Origin of the sequence: Streptomyces sp. NPDC001744, assembly GCF_042892575.1 — a bacterium.
Taxonomy (GTDB): domain Bacteria; phylum Actinomycetota; class Actinomycetes; order Streptomycetales; family Streptomycetaceae; genus Streptomyces.
Genome location: NZ_JBIAUG010000010.1, coordinates 53,162 through 71,262 on the forward strand (window position 1 = coordinate 53,162; position 18,101 = coordinate 71,262).

The window sequence follows — 18,101 nt, forward strand, 5'->3', positions numbered from 1 at the left end:
CCGATGCGCATCCACCGGGACGGCGCCACGGGCGCCGGGGACGACGGGGGACAGGTGGCGATCGAGTTCGCCGGCATGGTGCCGCTGATCCTGCTCACCCTCGCCCTGCTCTGGCAGGTCGTCCTGGTCGGTTACGCCTACACGCTGGCGGGGAACGCGGCGGACGAGGCGGCGCGGGCGTGCGCGGTCGACGACGACGGCCCGGCCGCGGCCCGCCGCCACGTCGACGGGGCCTGGAGCGCCTCCGGCGGGGACTGCGTGCCGAGCGGCGGGATGGTCCGCGTCCACGTCGAGGTCGAGGTCCCGGCCCTGGTCCCGGGCCTGGGAGGACTCTTCCCTGTCACGGCCGACGCGGGCGCGGTGAAGGAGGAGGACCCGGCACCATGAGCCCACGACCGCGCACGAGAGCCCGCGACCGAGGCCAGGTCGCCGTCGAGTACCTGGGCTTCCTCCCGATCCTGCTCCTCGTCGGCCTCGCGGGCCTCCAGCTCGGCATCGCCGCGTACGCCGTCCAGCAGGCGGGCACGGCGGCCCGCGCGGCGGCACGGGCGGCGAGCAGCGACGCGGAGGACGCCCCGAGCGCCGGGGAAGCGGCCGCCGCGGCCGCGAGCGGCTGGCTCCGCCCCTCCGTCTCGGAGCCCCGCAGGGGCGGTGGCGAAGTCACCGTCACCGTCACCGTGCGCATCCCTTCCGTCGTCCCCTTCTGGAAGGACTTCGGCGACGCGGAGAAGACCGTCACCATGCCGACGCCCGACGAGGAGGACCTGCCATGAGCCTGCGCTCCCGGATGCACACCCCCGAGGAGAAGGGCGCGGTCACGGCCAGGGAGGACGGCCATCTCGTCGCCGCCTTCCGTGCCAAGCTCCTGGAGGAGATCGACCTCACGGAGATGTCCGCGCTCGCCGCCGCCGAACGCCGGGCCCGCCTGGAGCGCGTCCTCGGGCACATCATCAGCCGCGAGGGCCCGGTCCTCTCCACCGCCGAACGCTCCCGGCTGATCCGCCGGGTCGTGGACGAGGCCCTCGGCCTGGGCGTCCTGGAACCGCTGCTCGAAGACGCCTCGATCACCGAGATCATGGTCAACGGCCCGGACCAGATCTTCGTCGAGCGGGGCGGCCGCGTCGAACTCCTGCCGCTCCGCTTCGCCTCCCACGACCAGCTCATGCAGACGATCGAGCGGATCGTGTCGACCGTCAACCGGCGGGTCGACGAGTCGAACCCGATGGTCGACGCCCGGCTCCCCTCCGGCGAACGCGTCAACGTGATCATCCCGCCGCTCTCCCTCACCGGCGCGACCCTCACCATCCGCCGCTTCCCGCGCGCGTACACGCTCCACGAGATGCTCGGTCTCGGCTCCCTGGACGAGCAGATGCTGCTCCTGCTCTCCGGGCTCGTGCAGGCCAAGTTCAACCTGATCGTCTCCGGGGCCACCGGCACCGGGAAGACGACCCTCCTCAACGCCCTCTCCGGGCTCGTCCCGGAGGGCGAACGGATCATCACCATCGAGGACTCGGCCGAACTCCAGCTCCAGCAGTCCCACGTCATCCGCCTGGAGGCCCGGCCGCCCAACATCGAGGGCCGCGGCGCCATCACCATCCGCGACCTCGTCCGCAACTCCCTCCGCATGCGCCCCGACCGGATCATCGTCGGGGAGGTCCGCGGCGGCGAGACCCTCGACATGCTCCAGGCGATGTCCACCGGCCACGACGGCTCGCTCGCCACCGTCCACGCCAACTCCGCCGAGGACGCCCTGATGCGGCTCCAGACCCTCGCCTCCATGTCGGAGGTGAAGGTGCCGTTCGAGGCCCTGCGCGACCAGATCAACAGCGCGGTCGACGTCCTCGTCCAGCTCACCCGGCACCCCGACGGCACCCGCCGGATCACCGAGATCGCCGTCCTCGCCTCGCACGGCCGCGAACGCTTCCTGCTCGCCACCGTCTGCCGCTTCCACGCCCAGCCGCTCGCCGCCGACGGACGGGTGTACGGGCAGTTCACGTACCACCCGCTGCCCCGCCGGGTCGCCGAACGCCTCTACCTGGCCGGGCAGCCCGTCCCGCAGGCGTTCGGCGTGGCCGCCACCGACGCCCACCTGACCACCCGCGAAGCCGTCTAGGCCCCGCACGACCGAGGAGCAAGGGCCATGACCGACCCCTTCTGGCCGACGGCCGCCGTCGCGCTGCTCTGCTGCGTCCTGGGCGTGACCGGCGTCCAGCTGTACGCGAGCGGGGCCCGCCGGCACGCCGCCCTCGTCGCCCGCCTGGACGAGACGGGCGCACCCGAGGCCGCCGGCCGCCGCAGGCGCCGCTTCCGGGGCATCGACCGGCGGGTGCGCCGGACCGCCCTCGGCCGCAAGTTGGAGCTGCGGATCGCGGCCACCGGCCTCGACGTCACCCCGGGGGAGTTCACGGTGGCCCTCACGGCGACCGTGGCGGTCCTGTGGGCGGTGGGACAGGCGGCGCTGTCGCCGTTCTTCGGCCCGATCTGCGGTCTCCTCGGCGTCTGGGTCGCCCTCGGGTACCTCAACTGGCAGCGCCAGAAGCGCATCGAGAAGTTCATCAACCAGCTCCCCGAACTCTCCCGCATCCTGGCCAACGCCACCCAGGCCGGACTCGCCCTCCGCATGGCCCTCGGTCTCGCCGCCGAGGAGCTGGAGGCCCCGGCCGGCGACGAACTGGAGAAGGTCGCCCAGCAGCTGGCCGTCGGAACCTCCCTGGACGACGCCCTCGGCGAACTGGCCGAACGCCTGCCCTCCCGCGAACTCGTCGTCCTCGTCACCACCCTGGTCCTCGCCAACCGGGCCGGCGGCACCGTCGTCTCCTCCCTGCGCAACCTCACCGAGACCCTGGAGGAGCGCAAGGAGACCCGGCGCGAGGTCCGCACCCAGCTCTCGCAGGTGAGCATGACCGCGTACTCCGTGCCCGTCATCGGCGTCGGATCGCTGCTGCTCATCGACAACCTGCAGCCCGGGTCCCTGGACCGCATGACCGGTTCGGGGCTCGGGCAGCTCGCCGTCGTCGTCGCCCTCGCCCTGTACGGGGTCGGCTTCGCCGTCATCCGCCGCTTCTCGAAGATCGACGTGTAGGGACGGCCGCCGTGGACCTCCTCCTCGCCCTCCTGGCCGGACTCGCCGTGGCGGGCGCCTGCTACGGGATACGCCTCTACCGGGCCGACGCCAGGCTCCCCGACGACCTCCGGCTCGCCCTGGAGGTCGGCGCGACCCGCACGGGCGCCGTCGACTCGGCGGTGGACCGCCTGGGCATGCGCTGGTCGCCGGCGGTCCTGCGCCTGATGGGCCCGAAGCGGGTCAACGCGGTACGCCGCCGCATCGACCTGGCCGGAAACCCCGGCGGCCTCACCATCGACCGGTACGGGGCGCGCAGGGCGGTCTACGGCTTCCTGGGCGTCCTGGGCGCCCTGACGATGCTGAGCAGGGGCGCGTACCTGACGGCCCTGCTCCTCCTCGCCTTCGGGGCGTTCTGGACGGAGGTCGGCATCTGGTCGGCGGTCCGCATCCGCAAGGACCAGATCGAACGCACCCTTCCGGACTTCCTGGACGTCCTGGCCGTCGTCGTCTCGGCGGGCCTCGGCTTCCGCCAGGCGCTGGAACGGGTGGCGGAGAAGTACGAGGGTCCCTGGTCCGACGAACTCCGCATCACCCTGCGCCAGATGGACATGGGCGTCAGCCGCCGCCAGGCCTTCGACGAACTGCGCCGCCGCAACGACTCGGAGCAGGTCGCCCAGTTCGTCACCGCCCTCCAGCAGGGCGAGGAGCTGGGCGCCCCGATCGTGGACACCCTCATCCAGATCGCCAACGACATGCGCCGCACCGACGCCCAGAACGCCCGCCGCAAGGCGGCGAAGGCGGTCCCGAAGGCGACCATGGTCATCACGACCCTGATGGTCCCGGCGACGATCATCCTCCTGGGCGCGGGCCTGTTCCTGGGCACGGGGACGGACTTCGGGGCGGTGACGGGCAAATGAACCGACAATTTCCAGCCAGAATCCCGGGTTTCACCCTCCTGACATTTCGGCAGAACGCCTTCGCGCGTGCAACCGTGTGTGGGACAGTGCGGAACGAGTGCGAGGGAGGCGGAGATGAGGGACCCGAGCAGCCGGCGGACCACCGGGAGGACGCCCGTCCCCACCCGGCGGTCCACAGGGAAGGCGCCCGTCTTCACCGAACCGCCCACCCGCACCCGCACCGAGGCCATAACCTCCTGCCAGGGCACCGGGCCCACCCGATGAACGGGGCCCACGAACGGGCCTCCGGCCCCTGTCCGCCGACCCGCCCGTCGGCGTACGGTACCCGTGCGGAGGCGTCCGAACGCGGAGGGGACCACGATGAACGACGCGATGCTGAAGGCCCTGACCAAGGCCACGATCGAACTCACCGACCGCGCGGGCTCCCGGGACCGGGGGCAGACGGCGGTGGAGTATCTGGGGATCATTGTGGTGGTGGTGGCGATTGTGGTGGCGATTACGGGGACGGATATCGGAAATTCGATCAAGGATGCCATCACTCGCAAGATCGCAAGCCTGACGGGTGGCAAGTAGCTTCAGGTCGATTTCATAATGACACTGGTCAGGCATTTCCCGTTTATGTTGCTGTCGTAGCAGGTCTTCTGTTCTTGGCTTTCGCCTACTTCATGGTCGGGCAGGCTGCTGTAACTCGCAATAATGCCCAAACAGCTGCAGATGCGGCGGCGCTCGCGGCTGCCCAAGATGCCAGGGATCAACTGCGTAAGGGGTGGCTCGATGTCGCCCTTGAGCCTGAACGGTGGGAAGTATTCCTTCAAGGGAGGAGGTACGTGGAATCCTCTGCATGCGAACGAGCGGCGGTTTTCGCCTCCAAGAATGGTGCACAACTTGAGGATGGCGATTGCGTGCGCTTCCGTGGGAGATATGAGGGTTTTAGTCTCACGGTGAGTACGGCAGGGGGGGAAGGGGGGAAGGCTACTGCATCTGCGAAAGCTGTGATTAAGCCGAACTGCGCTTTCGGGGTACCGGGAGCGTCGGAGTCGGAGGCAGGTAGTTCGTCCCCCGGCCCAGTGGAGACAGGCGAGGAGTCGGAGACGGTCGTGGGTCTTTCCTGCGGAGGTGTCCCCTGGGTGATCGACCCCGATCATCCAGAACTTCCCAATGCTGCTGATCTTTTCATTGTCCGACTGGTTGGCGACGACGAGTAAAGGAAGCACGCTTCATGAACGTTCGAAGCGCACGAAGGGGGCTGTCCTCTTTTGTGGTCGCGTCAGTGGCTCTTCTCGTGGTCGGTTGTGGAGCCGAGGGGGACTCGAAGGCGGGCAAGCCTGCTTCCACGACCGTTACCCCTTCTGGGGGGAGGGTGGCCACGCAGGCTCCGAAAGCGCCTGAGCAATCCACAGAAACACTGGCTGTGCTCAAGGGGCAGGAAGGTCTGGAACTCGCTATCACCTTGGCGACGCGCGATGCAGGAGGCTTCCTCACGGTAAAGGGGGTATTGAAGAATGCCGGTTCTGGGGCTGCGGTACTTTCGGGTTTGGTCAGAGGTAACGAAACCGAGGTGATGAAGCATGGTAATTCGCTCGGTGGTGCGACCCTCGTAGACTCTGTTGCCAAGAAACGATACTACGTTTTGCGGGATACAGATGGTCGGCCTCTTGCGACCACGGGCCTCAGTATTCTTCCTGTAGGGGAGACCGCTGCCGTCTTCATGCAATTCCCCGCGCCCCCCGCCTCCACCACCGAAGTCTCCTTCCAGCTCCCCACCTTCGAACCCGCCACCCTCACCCTCTCCTGAGGCGACGCCATGACGACGACACACCGCCGCCTCGCCACCCTCGCCCTCGTCTCCGCGGTCCTGTGGCCCGCCACCGCGCCCGCCGCCCGCGCCGACGACCCGCCCGGCTCCGCCGGCAGCGCTTCCCCCGCGCCCGTCATCGACGAGACCGCGCCGGGGCTGATGCTGCCCGACGGGGCCGTGCTCGCGCCCGCCAAGGTGCTCGACATCAAGCAGATCGTCGAGGAGGAGGGCGGCGCGCAGCGGCGGCAGGACACCAACGTGGACGTGACCTTCGCGCTTCAGGCCGAGGTCCTGTTCCCGAAGGACAGCGCCAAGCTCGGCGCCGCCGCCACCAGTCGGATCGCCGCGATCGCCGCCGAGATCAACAAGCAGGGGTCGGGGCGGGTCCGGGTCTTCGGGTTCACCGACAACCTCGGGACGTACGAGCACGGCCTGAAGCTCTCGAAGCAGCGCGCCGTGGCCGTGCAGCAGGTGCTCGCCCGGACCCTCGACCCCGGGACGACCTTCGACATCCGTGGTTACAGCGAGGACTATCCGATCGCCGACAACGCCACCGAAGAGGGCCGCAAGAAGAACCGGCGGGTCGAGGTCTCCTTCCCGCGCACCACCCCGCCCGCCGCCCCCTGAGCAGCGGCACCAGGAGCGGGGGCCGTACGGCAGGCGCCATGAGCAGGGTGCGGGTCCGGTGGCTCCCCAGCGCCTTCGTCCCCCGGCGCGGCCGCCCCACCGCACCGCGTGCCGCCTCCGCGTTCCGTCGCAAAACACGGAATCGGCGGTGTCCGCCCGCCGGTCGGGGGCATTCTGAACAGATGACGACGATGCCGAGCGTGACGCCGGGTGAGCAACTGGTCAGTGATCTCGTCACCCGGATTCCCGGGTTCCGGGGGGCCTATGAGACCCATGTGCTCCGTCAGGGCGGTGTGTTGCCGCACGTGTTCTTCTGGGACGTCGTTCAGGACACCGTCCGTTCCTTCCTCGGCGAGGACCCGGCCGCGCCCGACTGGCGCCGCACGCTCGTCTTCCTGGAGGAGGAGGTCCGTCGCGGGGACCACGGCGTCGACGAGGTCATCGTGACCTCGTTCCTGGGCGACCTGCCCTCCCCGCACGAGCCGGGACACGCGATCGTCCACCGGCTCGGCCCCGTCATGGCCGCGAAGTTCGCCCGCGTGAGGCCGCTCGGCTGATCCCTCGGCTGATCCCTCGGCTGACCCCTCGGCCGGTCTCCGGCCGATCCTCCCCCGGGCGACCCCAGGCCGATCCCCGCACCGGCCTCTCCACCGGCCCCCCGCACGGCCCTGAGCGGCCCCGTGCAGCCCTGAGCGGCCCCGTGCGGCCCCGTGCGCCCCCGCGTTATTCAACTAGCCTCCCACCAGGGGTACTTGGGTATCGTTCCCCGGACATGCCGAGGCTGACGCGCTCCGGCGCGGACCGGGGGTGGCGGAAACGTGCTGAGTGACGAGGACGTCCTGGCGGCCGTGCGGCGCAGTCTCCAGGAGCGCGGCGAGACCGGCCGGGTGCTTCCGGAGGAGGCGGACATCAGCCACCACCTCCTGATCGAGGGGAAGATCCTGCGCAGCATGGAGACCCGCACGGAGGAGGAGCGGTTCCACCAGGGCTCCATCGACCTGTCGGACCGGCCCGTGTACGGCTCCGACCTCCACGCGTACCGCATACCGCCCCCCGAGGACCCCGCCTCCGGGACGACGCTGAGACTGGTGCGGCGCGGTTCGGTGGACGACCGGTCCTGCGACTGCGGCAACGGCGTGGTGGCCTGCGAGCGCTGCAAGGGGAGCGGCGAGCTGCCGTGTGCCCCGGCCAAGGCGTGCGGCGAGTGCCGGGGGATCGCCGCCTGCCTGTGGTGCGACGGCACCGGTCGCCGCAGCCGTCAGACGCACAGCCGGCTGAACACGGGGCAGCAGGCGAGGGAGGGACGCGTCACCTGCGGCACGTGCGGCACCGCGAACGCGGCGTGCGCCGGCTGCCGCGGACGCGGCGGGACCACCTGCGCCCGGTGCGGCGGATCGGGCTCCCGCGCCTGTCCCGACTGCGACCGGACGGGCACCGTGCCCCACCGGCGCTGCGGCGGCACCGCGCGGACCGTGACGTGGACCGAGGGCGTCGTCACCCGGAGCCCGCTCGTCGTGAAGGTCACGTTCTCCTCCCCCGAGCTGCCGTACGGGGCGTGGAGGAGCGCCCGCGACCACGGGGCCTGGACCGGCGTCCGCGTGGTCGGCCCGCGCTCCTCCCTCGCGCGCGACACCGCCGGGGACGTGGCCGCGGCCCTGGAGCCGTGGCTCGTCCGGCACGACGGGGAGGTGGGCCGCCGGGTCGACCTGCGCCACCTGTCCCTGGCGCGCGTCACCCTCGCCCCGGACCCCCACCGGGTGTTCTTCGTCGTCCCCGGGCACGACGGGCCGCACGTCGCCGCGTGGCCCTCCGTGAACCGGATCCGGCTGATCGCCGCCGTCGCGCTGGCGGCCCTGGTGACCCTCGTCGTCGTGTCCCGCCTCCTCGTCTGAGCCCGGCAGGAAGAGACCGTCCGCCCCACTGTCCCGCCTCTTCGTCCGAGCCCGACGGGAACGGAGCACCCGCCCCACCACCCCGGCCCCGCTCCACCACGCCGGCCCCACCACCCCGCCCCCCGCCGTCCCACCCCACCGCCCCGAACCGATAATCGAACCCATGCCCCCGCCCCGCCCCGACGGCCCCCGCCGTTTCCCCCGCCCCCTCCTCCTCGCCCTCGGCGGCTACGCCGCCACCCGCGCGATCGGTCTCGCCGTCCTCGCGATCGCCGCCGCCGCGACCGGCGAGGACGGGGCGCACCGGCTCAAGGGCCGCTGGGACTCCGTCTGGTACACGCGGATCGCCGAGCACGGCTACGGGTACGAGGTCACCCTGCCCAACGGCGACGTCCACTCCGACCTGGCCTTCTTCCCGCTCCTCCCCGCCCTGGAGCGGGGGCTCTCCACGGTGCTCCCCCTGGACGCGGCCACCGCCGGGCTCCTCGTCTCCTGGACGGCCGGGCTCGCCGCCGCCTGGGGCATTTTCAAGTGCGGCGCCCACGCCTTCGGGCCGCGGACCGGGACCGTGCTCGCCGTCCTGTGGGGCGTGTACCCGACCGCGTTCGTGCAGTCCATGGCGTACACGGAGACCCTCTTCACCGCCCTCGCCGCCTGGTCCCTGTACGCGGTCCTGCGCGACCGCTGGATCCTCGCCGGTCTCCTCTGCGCCGCCGCCGGCCTCACCCGCCCCACCGCCGCCGCCCTGGTCGCCGCCCTCGGGACCGCCGCCCTCGCCGCCCTCGTACGGGACCGCCGGCTGCCCGCGCGGACGGTGGCCGGCGTGCTGCTCGCGCCCCTCGGCTGGCTCGGGTACGTCGTGTACGTCGGCGTCCGCGCACACAGTCCCACCGCCTACTTCGAGGTCCAGGCCGCCTGGGGCAACTCCATCGACGGCGGCCTCGCGCTCGCCCGGTTCGTCGTGGGCCTGCCGTGGCCCGCCGCCCTCGGCCTGACGGCGGTCCTCGCCCTCCTCGCCGGGCTCGTCGTCCTCTGCGTACGCCAGGGACAGCCGCTGCCCCTGCTCGCGTACACGGTCGGCGTCGTCCTCGTCTCCCTCGTCGGCGCCGCCTACTTCGGGTCGCGTCCGCGCCTGATGATGCCCGCGTTCGGGCTGCTGCTCCCGCCCGCCGCGGCCCTCGCGAAGCGCCGGCCGCGCACCGCCGTGCCCGTCCTCGCCGTCCTCGCCCTCGCCTCCGCCGCGTACGGCGCCTTCACCCTGCTCGGCCCGGGCCCCCCGTGACGGCCACGTCCACCCGCACCCCCCGCCGCACCCCCCACTCCGCCAGCGCGCCCGCCTCCGCCTCCAGGACGTGCCGGCCGCGCGGACGGACCATGCCGAGCCGGCCCGGCCGCATCGTGGCCACCGACAGGACCCGGAACGAACGGTCCAGGTACGCCACGTCGATCGCGAACCGCATCCCGAAGGTGTGCACGCTGTTGGTCCGGACGATCAGGAGCGCTCCCGCGACCCCGTCCCGTCCGAGCAGTCCCCGCCGTCGCGCCCGGTACGACGCCGCCACCTCCAGGGGCACCGGAGGACCCCCCGGCACCGTCAGCGTCCCCGTTCCGTCCGCCCATTTCGCCATGTGCCAGACCGTAGCCGCACCGACTGCCTAGGGTCGGCTCCGTGTACGTCTCGCTGATCGCCGCCGCCGCCCTGTGGGGGGCCGCCGCGGGGCTGCTCGTCCCGCGCGCCGCGTACCGGCTCTCCGTGGAGCCGGGCGAACCGTGGCGGGACCGCTGCCCCGCCGGGCACGTGCTCGCGGGCCCCGCGCGCGGCTGGCTCGGCGGGTTTGGCCGGGGGGCGTGCGCGACCGCCGCCCCGGCCGGCGCCGTCGTCCCCACCGCCCTGGTCTGCGCCGCGCTCGCCGCCGCCACCGGCCCCCGGCCCGAACTGGCGGCCTGGCTGCTCGCCGCCCCCCTCGCCGTCCTCCTCGCCCGTGTCGACGCCCGCGTCCACCGGCTGCCCGACGGGCTGACCCTGCCGCTCGCCGCCGGCCTGCCGCTGCTCCTGGGGGCCGCCGCGCTCCTGCCGGGCGGCGCCGGCTCCTGGCCCCACGCGCTGCTCGGCGCGGCCGTCCTCGGCGGCTCCTACCTGGTGCTCTTCCTGATCAACCCGCGCGGACTCGGCTTCGGCGACGTGAAACTGGCGCTCCCGCTGGGCGCGGCCCTCGGCTGGTACGGCTGGGAGGTCCTCTTCGCCGGGGCCTTCGCGGGGTTCCTCCTCGGCGCGGTGTACGGCCTCGGGCTGGTCCTGCTCCGGCGGGCCGGCCGCTCCTCGGCGATCCCCTTCGGGCCCTTCATGCTCGCGGGCGGCCTCCTCGGCCTCCTCCTCGGCGCGTCCACCGCCACGCCCTGAGGCCGCGGCCGGGGACCCCGGGGCCCCCGCCGTCAACGTCGTACCCCTCGTCCTCCGTCCCTCCTGGGAGGGACGGAACCCCGCCGCCACGCCGGGGCGCAAAACCGCCACGGGGCCCCGGAGCCCTTGTCCCGCTTGGGGACCGGACGGTCCGGAGCGGCGCGCCGGACCGACGTGGCGCGCACCACGACCACCGAAGGGTTATGGTGGAAACCCCCCCTCGGGCCGGTCCGTATCCCCCCCACGGACCGGCCCGTTTTTCTTTCCCGGACGAGCCCCCGGCCCCGGGACCCGGCCCCCGGCCGGCGCCCCGGACCACGGCCCGGCTCCCGGACCCCGACCGGCCCCCGACCCGGCCCCGCCCCGACCGGCCCCCGCCCCGACCGGGCCCCGGCGGAAGCCTCAGCTCCGGCCGGCCCAGATGTTCGTCCCCGCGGTGTCCACCGCGAACGAGTCGATCTCCACCAGCTCCGCGTCCGTCAGCGGCGCGCCGCCGAGCGCGGCCACGTTCTCCTCCAGCTGGGCGACGCTGGACGCGCCGATCAGCGCCGAGGTCATCCGCGGGTCCCGCAGCACCCACGACAGCGCGAGCTGCGCCAGGGACTGCCCGCGCCGCTCCGCGATGTCCGCGAGGCCGCGCAGGCGCCGCAGCACCTCGTCGGAGAGCAGGGCCGGGTCGAGGGACTTGCCCTGGGTGGCCCGCGAGCCCTCCGGGACGCCCTTCAGGTACTTGCCGGTCAGCAGTCCCTGGGCCAGCGGCACGAAGGAGATGCAGCCCATGCCGGCCGCCTCCAGGGTGTCCAGGAGGTCGTCCTCCTCGGTCCAGCGGTTGATCATCGAGTACGACGGCTGGTGGATCAGGGCCGGGACGCCCATCTCCCGCAGGATCCGCGCGGCCTCGGCGGTCTGCTCACCGGTGTACGAGGAGACGCCGACGTACAGCGCCTTGCCCTGCCGGACGGCGGAGGCCAGGGCCCCCATCGTCTCCTCCAGGGGGGTGTCCGGGTCGAAGCGGTGCGAGTAGAAGATGTCGACGTGGTCGAGGCCCATCCGCTTCAGGGAGGCGTCCAGCGAGGACAGCAGGTACTTGCGGGAGCCCCACTCGCCGTACGGCCCGGGGTGCATCAGATAACCGGCCTTGGTGGAGATGACCAGTTCGTCCCGGTAGGGGGCGAAGTCCTGCGCGAAGATCTTGCCGAAGTTCAGCTCGGCCGAGCCGGGCGGCGGCCCGTAGTTGTTCGCGAGGTCGAAGTGGGTGACGCCCAGGTCGAAGGCGCGGCGCAGGATCGCCCGCTGGGAGTCCAGCGTGCGGTCGTCGCCGAAGTTGTGCCAGAGGCCGAGTGAGATCGCCGGCAGCTTGAGGCCGCTGCGGCCCGCGCGGCGGTACTCCATGGTGTCGTAGCGGTCCGCGGAGGCGCGGTACGAGGGGGAATCAGTCACGTATCTCTGCTTATCACGGACTTGTGACCGTCCCGGACTGGGAGCCCGCACCCCCGCGCAGTAGTGTGGCGGCCTGCGGACCGCCGATGCCTGGGGGCCCGTCGCTGCACGGAGGGGTAAAGAACAGTGAACCTGCGCGACCTGGTGTACGGGCTCTACGCACGCCGGGTGGAGGGCCGTCTCGACCACGCCCAGGTCCCCAAGCACATCGGGGTCATCCTCGACGGGAACCGGCGCTGGGCCAAGGCGTCCGGCGGGACCCCCGAGCAGGGACACAAGGCCGGCGCGGACAAGATCCAGGAGCTGCTCGGCTGGTGCGCCGAGACCGACGTCGAGGTCGTCACGCTCTGGATGCTCTCCACGGACAACCTGAACCGGCCCGAGGAGCAGCTCGTGCCGCTGCTCGGCATCATCGAGAACGCCGTGCGCGCGCTGGCCGCCGACGGCCGCTGGCGGGTCCACCACGTCGGCACGATGGACCTGCTGCCCGCCCGGACCCAGTCCGTGCTCAAGGAGGCCCAGGAGGCCACCCGGACCAACACGGGCATACTCGTCAACGTCGCCGTGGGGTACGGCGGGCGCCAGGAGATCGCCGACGCGGTCCGCTCGCTCCTCCTGGAGCACGCCGAGCGGGGCACCAGCTTCGAGGAGCTGGCCGAGATCGTCGACGTCGAGCACATCTCGGAACACCTCTACACGCGCGGCCAGCCCGATCCCGACCTGGTGATCCGCACCAGCGGCGAGCAGCGGCTCTCCGGGTTCATGCTGTGGCAGAGCGCCCACTCGGAGTACTACTTCTGCGAGGTCCACTGGCCGGCCTTCCGCAAGGTCGACTTCCTGCGGGCACTGCGCGACTACGCGGCCCGGCACCGGCGCTACGGGACCTGAACCGCCCGGACGGAATCCGAACCACTCGGACGACGTTCGAACTCCCGGGCGAAGCCCGAACGTCCGGGCGTGGGCCGGTGGGCGCCCTGACAGGGCCCGACGGACACCCTGACAGGGCGCGGCAGACACTCGGGCAGGATCCGGCGGACGCCCGGCCGGAACCGATCACCTCGTGTTCACGAACACGTCGTCACGCCCCCTGGCATGGCCGCCCCCGTTCGAGGGCATATCCCTGGTGAAGTGAGCGGCACGGAGACCGCCACCCGGGAGGCCCCTTGCGCCAGGACGACCGTGCGGGACACGCACGGGAGAAGCGGAGGGCCGTGGTCCGGCCCGCGCAGCGCGGCCCGATCCCGGTCCCATCCCGCAGCGACACCGGTTCCGTCGCGCCCCGACCTCACAGGGGTCTTCAGAGGGGGTCTGTCCTTCCGTGGTGACCAGCACGAAGCGCCGCCTTTCCGACCGGCGCACCTATGTTCTCGACACCAGCGTCCTGCTGGCCGACCCCAACGCCGTCTCCCGCTTCGAGGAGCACGAGGTGGTGCTCCCGATCGTCGTGGTGACGGAGCTGGAGGCCAAGCGGCACCACCCGGAGCTCGGGTACTTCGCCCGGCAGGCCCTGCGCCTCCTGGACGACTTCCGGGTCCGGTACGGACGCCTCGACGCCCCCCTGCCCATCGGGGACCTGGGCGGCACCCTGCGTGTCGAACTCAACCATTCCGACCCCGGCGTCCTGCCCGCCGGCTACCGGTTGGGGGACAACGACTCACGGATCCTCGCGGTCGCGCGCAACCTCCAGGCCGAGGGGTACGACGTCACGGTCGTCTCCAAGGACCTGCCGCTGCGCATCAAGGCGTCCTCGGTCGGGCTCCTCGCCGAGGAGTACCGCGCCGAACTCGCCGTCACGGACTCCAGCGGCTGGACCGGGATGGCCGAACTCTCCCTCTCCGCCGACCAGGTGGACCTGCTCTACGACCAGGACACGCTGTACGCGCCGGAGGCCGCCGAACTGCCGGTCCACACCGGCCTGGTGCTCCAGTCCGAGCGCGGCAAGGCGCTCGGCCGGGTCACCGCCGAGGGGAACGTGCGCCTCGTCAGGGGCGACCGGGAGGCGTTCGGGCTGCGCGGCCGCAGCGCCGAGCAGCGGATCGCGCTCGATCTGCTCCTCGACCCGGACGTCGGCATCGTCTCCCTGGGCGGCCGGGCCGGCACCGGCAAGTCCGCGCTCGCCCTCTGCGCGGGCCTGGAGGCGGTCCTGGAGCGCCGCCAGCACCAGAAGGTGATGGTCTTCCGCCCGCTGTACGCGGTCGGCGGCCAGGAGCTGGGGTACCTGCCGGGCAGCGAGGCCGAGAAGATGAGCCCGTGGGCGCAGGCCGTCTTCGACACGCTGTCCTCGGTCGCGAGCCGCGAGGTCGTCGAGGAGGTGCTCGGTCGGGGGATGCTGGAGGTCCTCCCGCTCACCCACATCCGGGGCCGCTCCCTCCACGACGCCTTCGTCATCGTGGACGAGGCCCAGTCCCTGGAGCGGAACGTCCTGTTGACCGTTCTGTCCCGGATCGGGGCGAACTCGCGTGTCGTGCTGACCCACGACGTGGCCCAGCGCGACAACCTCCGGGTCGGCCGGTACGACGGAGTCGTCGCCGTCATCGAGAAACTGAAGGGGCATCCGCTCTTCGCCCACGTCACCCTCACCCGCTCCGAGCGTTCCCCGATCGCCGCGCTCGTGACGGAGATGCTGGAGGACGTCCAAATCTGACCGATTCGTAAGCACTTGTGTGCGTACGACAGAGGGCGCCGCCCGGCGAAGCGCAGGATCTTAGCCGGGCGGCGCCCTTCTGTCCGCAACATCGCCCGGAACACTTGCTCCTGTCGAGGTGTGAGCTTTCACACGCACCACAGAATTGCCTTGCGGTGGCGCGGTCCGGCAGAGTCTTGCTTCCGTCAGGCCCCGCATACGGCACACGTGCATCCCCAGGGGTGCCCACCGCACAACTCAACAGCCGTCCGCCGTATGCCGCCCACAGCACCACGGGCCCGTGTCTCCTGTGACCCCGTACGTCGGAGACCAGTGCCAGGGGCAAGATTTCGCCCGCGTGGTCACCTGTGCGGGCGTGCTGGAAGGAAACCGTGTGAGCCGGATCTCGGTCCGGGGATTCGCAGTGGCTTCGGCCACCGCGGTCACCACCGTCGGCGCCGTCGTCGGCGTCGCCTCGGGCAACGCCGCCCAGTCCGCTGACGACACCTTCGAGGCCGCCGCGGCCGACACCACCCTCCTCGCGGACATTCCCGCGGGCGAGCAGGCGCAGGTGCAGGTCTCGTCCCTCTCCGAGCAGGCCGACGTCCAGGCCGCCGCGGCCGACTCGGTCGCGAAGAAGTCGGCGGAGGAGGCGGCCCGCATCCGCGCCGCCCAGGACGCCGAGGCGAAGAAGCAGGCCGCCGACAAGGCGGCCGCCGAGGCCAAGGCCAAGGCCGAGAAGGAGCGCAAGGAGAAGGAGGAGGCCGAGCGGGCCAGCCGCTCCGCGATCCGCGAGTCCGTCTCCTTCGCCGCCCAGGGCTCGTACACCGTCGCCGAGGTCAAGGCGATCGCCCGCCAGATCGTCCCGTCCGGGCAGTTCCAGTGCTTCAGCAACATCGTGGACCACGAGTCCACCTGGAACTACCGCGCGACCAACCCGTCCTCGGGCGCCTACGGCCTCGTGCAGGCGTACCCGGGCTCGAAGATGGCCTCGGCCGGCGCCGACTGGCGGACCAACCCCGCCACCCAGATCAAGTGGGGCCTCAACTACATGAACGAGCGCTACGGGAGCCCGTGCGACGCCTGGTCGTACTGGCTGACGCACCGCTCGTACTAGTACCGGCCAGTACCGGCGCCTCAACCACGGGAAGCCCCCCGCCGTCCTACGGCGGGGGGCTTCCGCGCATGGGCGTGTAGGTTCGAAGGTCAGGGGCACCCGGGGAGCTGACGGGAAGAGCGGGCGGGGAAGAGGGAAGAGATGTCGAGAGTGCCAGGGTGGCTGAACCGGCTGGGCGAGAGCCTGAGCCGCATGGGTGAACGTCTCGACGAGCGCAGGGCGGAGGCGGAACGGGACGACGAGCTGGACGCGCCGTACGGAAGACCCGGAGGCGGCTCCCGCGCGGACGCGGAGGACGCCGCCGGGGACACCGCCGAGGACACGGCCCTCTCCGTGCCCGCGCCCCCCTCGTACGCGCCGGCCGTCGCCGCCCGCCCCGACCCCGCCGCCGCGATCCCCTGGGGCATGCGCGTGGCCGCCGAGGCGGGCTGGCGGCTGCTCGTCCTGGCCGGCACGGTCTGGGTCCTGATGAAGATGATCAGCTCCGTCCAGCTGGTCGTCCTCGCCTTCGTCGCCGCGCTCCTCGTCACCGCCCTGCTCCAGCCCACCGTGGCCGCGCTGCGCCGCAGGGGGCTGCCCCGGGGGCTCGCCACCGCCGTCACCGCCGTCTCCGGCTTCGTCGTGATGGGCCTGGTCGGCTGGTTCGTGGTCTGGCAGGTGATGGACAACATCGACAACCTGTCCGACCAGGTCAAGGGCGGCATCGAGGAGCTCAAGCGCTGGCTCCTCAACAGCCCCTTCCACGTGACCGAACAGCAGATCAACGGCATCGCGAAGAACCTCAGCGACTCCGTCGGCGCCAACGCCGAGCAGATCACCCAGGTCGGCCTCCAGGGCGTCACCGTGGTCGTCGAGGCGATGACCGGCATCCTGCTCGCCATGTTCTCGACGCTCTTCCTCCTGTACGACGGGAGGAAGGTCTGGGAGTGGGTGCTCAAGCTGGTCCCCGCCCAGGCCCGGCCGGGCGTCGCCGGCGCCGGACCGCGCGCCTGGCGCACCCTCACCGCCTACGTGCGGGGCACGGTCCTGGTGGCCCTCATCGACGCCGTCTTCATCGGCATCGGCCTCTACTTCCTCGACGTGCCGATGGCCGTGCCGCTCGCCGTCTTCATCTTCCTCTTCGCCTTCATCCCGATGGTCGGCGCCGTCGTCTCCGGCGCCCTCGCGGTCGTCGTCGCCCTCGTCACCAACGGCGTGTTCACCGCCCTGATGGTGCTCGTCGTCGTCCTCGCCGTGCAGCAGATCGAGGGTCACGTCCTCCAGCCGTTCATCCTCGGCCGGGCGGTGCGGGTCCACCCGCTGGCCGTCGTCCTCGCGGTCGCGGCCGGCGGCCTGACCGCGGGCATCGGCGGCGCCGTCGTCGCCGTCCCCCTGGTCGCCGTCACCAACACGGCGGTCGGCTACCTCCGCGCCTACAGCACCGAGCAGGCCCTGCGCAGGACACCGGAGCCGCGCGGGGCGACCGCGTACGAGGTCGCCCCCACCCCGGCACCCGGCGCGGCGCCCGACAGGACGGAGGGGGCGTGATCTCGGAACCGGAGCTGGAGGGCGGGGAGGAGCCGGGGAACCCCGAGGTGCTCACCGCCGACCCGCCGCCCCGCCCGCCCCGGTCCCGTCGCCCCTGGCTGTGGGCGCTCGGGGGCGCGGTCGTGGCCTCGGCCCTCTGGGGCGGCGTCCTCTACGCGTACGGACAGCGGGAACCGTCGGGGCCGGACCTGCGCGGGTACGGGGCGGTGGAGAACCTCTGCGAGGCGGCGCGGCTGGAGGCCCTCGCCGGGGTCCTGGGCAAGCGGACCGGAGCGGGCTCCTCCCCCTTGATGGACGAGGCGGCGGTCCACGAGTCGGAGTGCTCGGTCAGCTTCGGATCCCCGGGGGCCGAGCTGGGCGTCAGGGTCGCGTACACCCTGCACAGGGTGGTCGACCCCGGGCCGGAGTTCGAGGCGCGGTGCCGGCAGGCCGGACTGCTGCAGAAGATCGACGGCATCGGCGAGCAGGCGTTCTTCGAGGACATGGGGGAGGACGGGGGCCGGCTCCGGGTCCTCGACGGCCAGGCCGAGATCGACGTCGTCCTCTACCACCAGAGGGAAGTGGTGGACGGGGAAGCGGTCACGACCGTCCCCTCGGTGGACCTCTCCGGGATCGAGACTCCGATGACCAAGGACGTTCTCGCCCTGATGGCCGCGCTCAGGAAGTGACGGGGCGCCGGGGCCGGGGGCCGCGGA

Annotated in this window: 20 protein-coding genes; 18 read left to right on the forward strand and 2 right to left on the reverse strand. The window is 72.1% G+C overall.

The window, feature by feature from the left end; genetic code table 11:
* Nucleotides 1-3: 3 nt before the first annotated feature.
* From ACFYZY_RS14315 to ACFYZY_RS14370, 12 genes are all read left to right on the forward strand, one after another.
* Nucleotides 4-387 (forward strand): TadE/TadG family type IV pilus assembly protein, encoded by a 384-nt coding sequence (locus ACFYZY_RS14315; protein ID WP_388693319.1) that lies wholly within the window; start codon nucleotides 4-6, stop codon nucleotides 385-387.
* On the forward strand, nucleotides 384-773 hold the full coding sequence (locus ACFYZY_RS14320) for a TadE/TadG family type IV pilus assembly protein (protein ID WP_388693320.1): 390 nt from the start codon (nucleotides 384-386) through the stop codon (nucleotides 771-773). Before ACFYZY_RS14315 ends, ACFYZY_RS14320 begins: the two co-directional genes overlap by 4 nt.
* Nucleotides 770-2,113 (forward strand): CpaF family protein, encoded by a 1,344-nt coding sequence (locus ACFYZY_RS14325; protein WP_388693322.1) that lies wholly within the window; start codon nucleotides 770-772, stop codon nucleotides 2,111-2,113. The genes ACFYZY_RS14320 and ACFYZY_RS14325 overlap by 4 nt, the downstream gene beginning before the upstream one ends.
* 27 nt (nucleotides 2,114-2,140) lie before the next feature.
* The gene (locus ACFYZY_RS14330; RefSeq protein WP_388693324.1) at nucleotides 2,141-3,082 is read left to right on the forward strand and encodes a type II secretion system F family protein; all 942 of its coding nucleotides are present in this window, start codon (nucleotides 2,141-2,143) and stop codon (nucleotides 3,080-3,082) included.
* A gap of 11 nt (nucleotides 3,083-3,093) precedes the next feature.
* The gene (locus ACFYZY_RS14335; protein WP_388693326.1) at nucleotides 3,094-3,981 is read left to right on the forward strand and encodes a DUF5936 domain-containing protein; all 888 of its coding nucleotides are present in this window, start codon (nucleotides 3,094-3,096) and stop codon (nucleotides 3,979-3,981) included.
* Nucleotides 3,982-4,341: 360 nt separating this feature from the next.
* Nucleotides 4,342-4,554, forward strand: a complete 213-nt coding sequence (locus tag ACFYZY_RS14340; RefSeq protein ID WP_388693328.1) for a Flp family type IVb pilin — start codon at nucleotides 4,342-4,344, stop codon at nucleotides 4,552-4,554.
* A 74-nt stretch (nucleotides 4,555-4,628) separates the two neighbouring features.
* Nucleotides 4,629-5,186, forward strand: a complete 558-nt coding sequence (locus ACFYZY_RS14345) for a pilus assembly protein TadG-related protein (protein WP_388693330.1) — start codon at nucleotides 4,629-4,631, stop codon at nucleotides 5,184-5,186.
* 155 nt (nucleotides 5,187-5,341) lie between these two features.
* Nucleotides 5,342-5,776, forward strand: a complete 435-nt coding sequence (locus tag ACFYZY_RS14350; RefSeq protein WP_388693332.1) for a hypothetical protein — start codon at nucleotides 5,342-5,344, stop codon at nucleotides 5,774-5,776.
* Between the two features lie 9 nt (nucleotides 5,777-5,785).
* Nucleotides 5,786-6,406 carry an OmpA family protein gene (locus ACFYZY_RS14355; RefSeq protein ID WP_388693334.1) on the forward strand — a complete coding sequence of 207 codons (621 nt, stop codon included), beginning with the start codon at nucleotides 5,786-5,788 and terminating at the stop codon, nucleotides 6,404-6,406.
* A gap of 182 nt (nucleotides 6,407-6,588) precedes the next feature.
* Nucleotides 6,589-6,963: a hypothetical protein gene (locus ACFYZY_RS14360; protein WP_388693335.1), complete on the forward strand. Its 375-nt coding sequence runs from the start codon at nucleotides 6,589-6,591 to the stop codon at nucleotides 6,961-6,963.
* A gap of 261 nt (nucleotides 6,964-7,224) precedes the next feature.
* Nucleotides 7,225-8,298: a hypothetical protein gene (locus tag ACFYZY_RS14365; RefSeq protein WP_388693337.1), complete on the forward strand. Its 1,074-nt coding sequence runs from the start codon at nucleotides 7,225-7,227 to the stop codon at nucleotides 8,296-8,298.
* A gap of 163 nt (nucleotides 8,299-8,461) precedes the next feature.
* On the forward strand, nucleotides 8,462-9,580 hold the full coding sequence (locus ACFYZY_RS14370; RefSeq protein WP_388693339.1) for a hypothetical protein: 1,119 nt from the start codon (nucleotides 8,462-8,464) through the stop codon (nucleotides 9,578-9,580).
* On the opposite strand, the gene ACFYZY_RS14375 is transcribed toward ACFYZY_RS14370, so the two are convergent.
* Nucleotides 9,552-9,926 (reverse strand): DUF192 domain-containing protein, encoded by a 375-nt coding sequence (locus tag ACFYZY_RS14375; RefSeq protein ID WP_388693341.1) that lies wholly within the window; start codon nucleotides 9,924-9,926, stop codon nucleotides 9,552-9,554. The two genes, ACFYZY_RS14370 and ACFYZY_RS14375, sit on opposite strands and share 29 nt — an antisense overlap.
* Before the next feature lie 41 nt (nucleotides 9,927-9,967).
* Here ACFYZY_RS14375 and ACFYZY_RS14380 point away from each other — a divergent pair, with 41 nt between their 5' ends.
* Nucleotides 9,968-10,699 (forward strand): prepilin peptidase, encoded by a 732-nt coding sequence (locus ACFYZY_RS14380; RefSeq protein ID WP_388693343.1) that lies wholly within the window; start codon nucleotides 9,968-9,970, stop codon nucleotides 10,697-10,699.
* A gap of 402 nt (nucleotides 10,700-11,101) precedes the next feature.
* Here the strand turns inward: ACFYZY_RS14380 and mgrA are convergent, their stop codons facing one another.
* A complete protein-coding gene (gene mgrA, locus ACFYZY_RS14385; protein ID WP_388693345.1) occupies nucleotides 11,102-12,139 on the reverse strand; it encodes an L-glyceraldehyde 3-phosphate reductase in 1,038 nt (345 codons plus the stop codon).
* A 126-nt stretch (nucleotides 12,140-12,265) separates the two neighbouring features.
* On the opposite strand from mgrA, the gene ACFYZY_RS14390 reads away from it, so the two are divergent.
* The 5 genes from ACFYZY_RS14390 (at nucleotide 12,266) to ACFYZY_RS14410 (ending at nucleotide 18,074) form a co-directional block, all read left to right on the forward strand.
* Nucleotides 12,266-13,027, forward strand: coding sequence for an isoprenyl transferase (locus tag ACFYZY_RS14390; RefSeq protein WP_388693346.1), 762 nt, complete (start codon nucleotides 12,266-12,268; stop codon nucleotides 13,025-13,027).
* A gap of 430 nt (nucleotides 13,028-13,457) precedes the next feature.
* Nucleotides 13,458-14,783, forward strand: coding sequence for a PhoH family protein (locus ACFYZY_RS14395; protein ID WP_388693348.1), 1,326 nt, complete (start codon nucleotides 13,458-13,460; stop codon nucleotides 14,781-14,783).
* A gap of 373 nt (nucleotides 14,784-15,156) precedes the next feature.
* Nucleotides 15,157-15,879 carry a transglycosylase SLT domain-containing protein gene (locus ACFYZY_RS14400; RefSeq protein ID WP_388693350.1) on the forward strand — a complete coding sequence of 241 codons (723 nt, stop codon included), beginning with the start codon at nucleotides 15,157-15,159 and terminating at the stop codon, nucleotides 15,877-15,879.
* Nucleotides 15,880-16,020: 141 nt separating this feature from the next.
* Nucleotides 16,021-17,406: an AI-2E family transporter gene (locus ACFYZY_RS14405; RefSeq protein ID WP_388693352.1), complete on the forward strand. Its 1,386-nt coding sequence runs from the start codon at nucleotides 16,021-16,023 to the stop codon at nucleotides 17,404-17,406.
* The gene (locus ACFYZY_RS14410; protein WP_388693353.1) at nucleotides 17,403-18,074 is read left to right on the forward strand and encodes a hypothetical protein; all 672 of its coding nucleotides are present in this window, start codon (nucleotides 17,403-17,405) and stop codon (nucleotides 18,072-18,074) included. Before ACFYZY_RS14405 ends, ACFYZY_RS14410 begins: the two co-directional genes overlap by 4 nt.
* Nucleotides 18,075-18,101 lie beyond the last annotated feature (27 nt).

Bases quoted from the DNA above. Each gene is read 5' to 3' on its own strand.
- ACFYZY_RS14355 (WP_388693334.1), top strand. From the start codon at position 5,786: ATGACGACGACACACCGCCGCCTCGCCACCCTCGCCCTCGTCTCCGCG.
- ACFYZY_RS14320 (WP_388693320.1), top strand. From the start codon at position 384: ATGAGCCCACGACCGCGCACGAGAGCCCGCGACCGAGGCCAGGTCGCC.
- ACFYZY_RS14370 (WP_388693339.1), top strand. From the start codon at position 8,462: ATGCCCCCGCCCCGCCCCGACGGCCCCCGCCGTTTCCCCCGCCCCCTC.
- ACFYZY_RS14360 (WP_388693335.1), top strand. From the start codon at position 6,589: ATGACGACGATGCCGAGCGTGACGCCGGGTGAGCAACTGGTCAGTGAT.
- ACFYZY_RS14325 (WP_388693322.1), top strand. From the start codon at position 770: ATGAGCCTGCGCTCCCGGATGCACACCCCCGAGGAGAAGGGCGCGGTC.
- ACFYZY_RS14340 (WP_388693328.1), top strand. From the start codon at position 4,342: ATGAACGACGCGATGCTGAAGGCCCTGACCAAGGCCACGATCGAACTC.
- ACFYZY_RS14405 (WP_388693352.1), top strand. From the start codon at position 16,021: ATGTCGAGAGTGCCAGGGTGGCTGAACCGGCTGGGCGAGAGCCTGAGC.
- ACFYZY_RS14375 (WP_388693341.1), bottom strand. From the start codon at position 9,926: ATGGCGAAATGGGCGGACGGAACGGGGACGCTGACGGTGCCGGGGGGT.
- ACFYZY_RS14315 (WP_388693319.1), top strand. From the start codon at position 4: ATGCGCATCCACCGGGACGGCGCCACGGGCGCCGGGGACGACGGGGGA.
- ACFYZY_RS14330 (WP_388693324.1), top strand. From the start codon at position 2,141: ATGACCGACCCCTTCTGGCCGACGGCCGCCGTCGCGCTGCTCTGCTGC.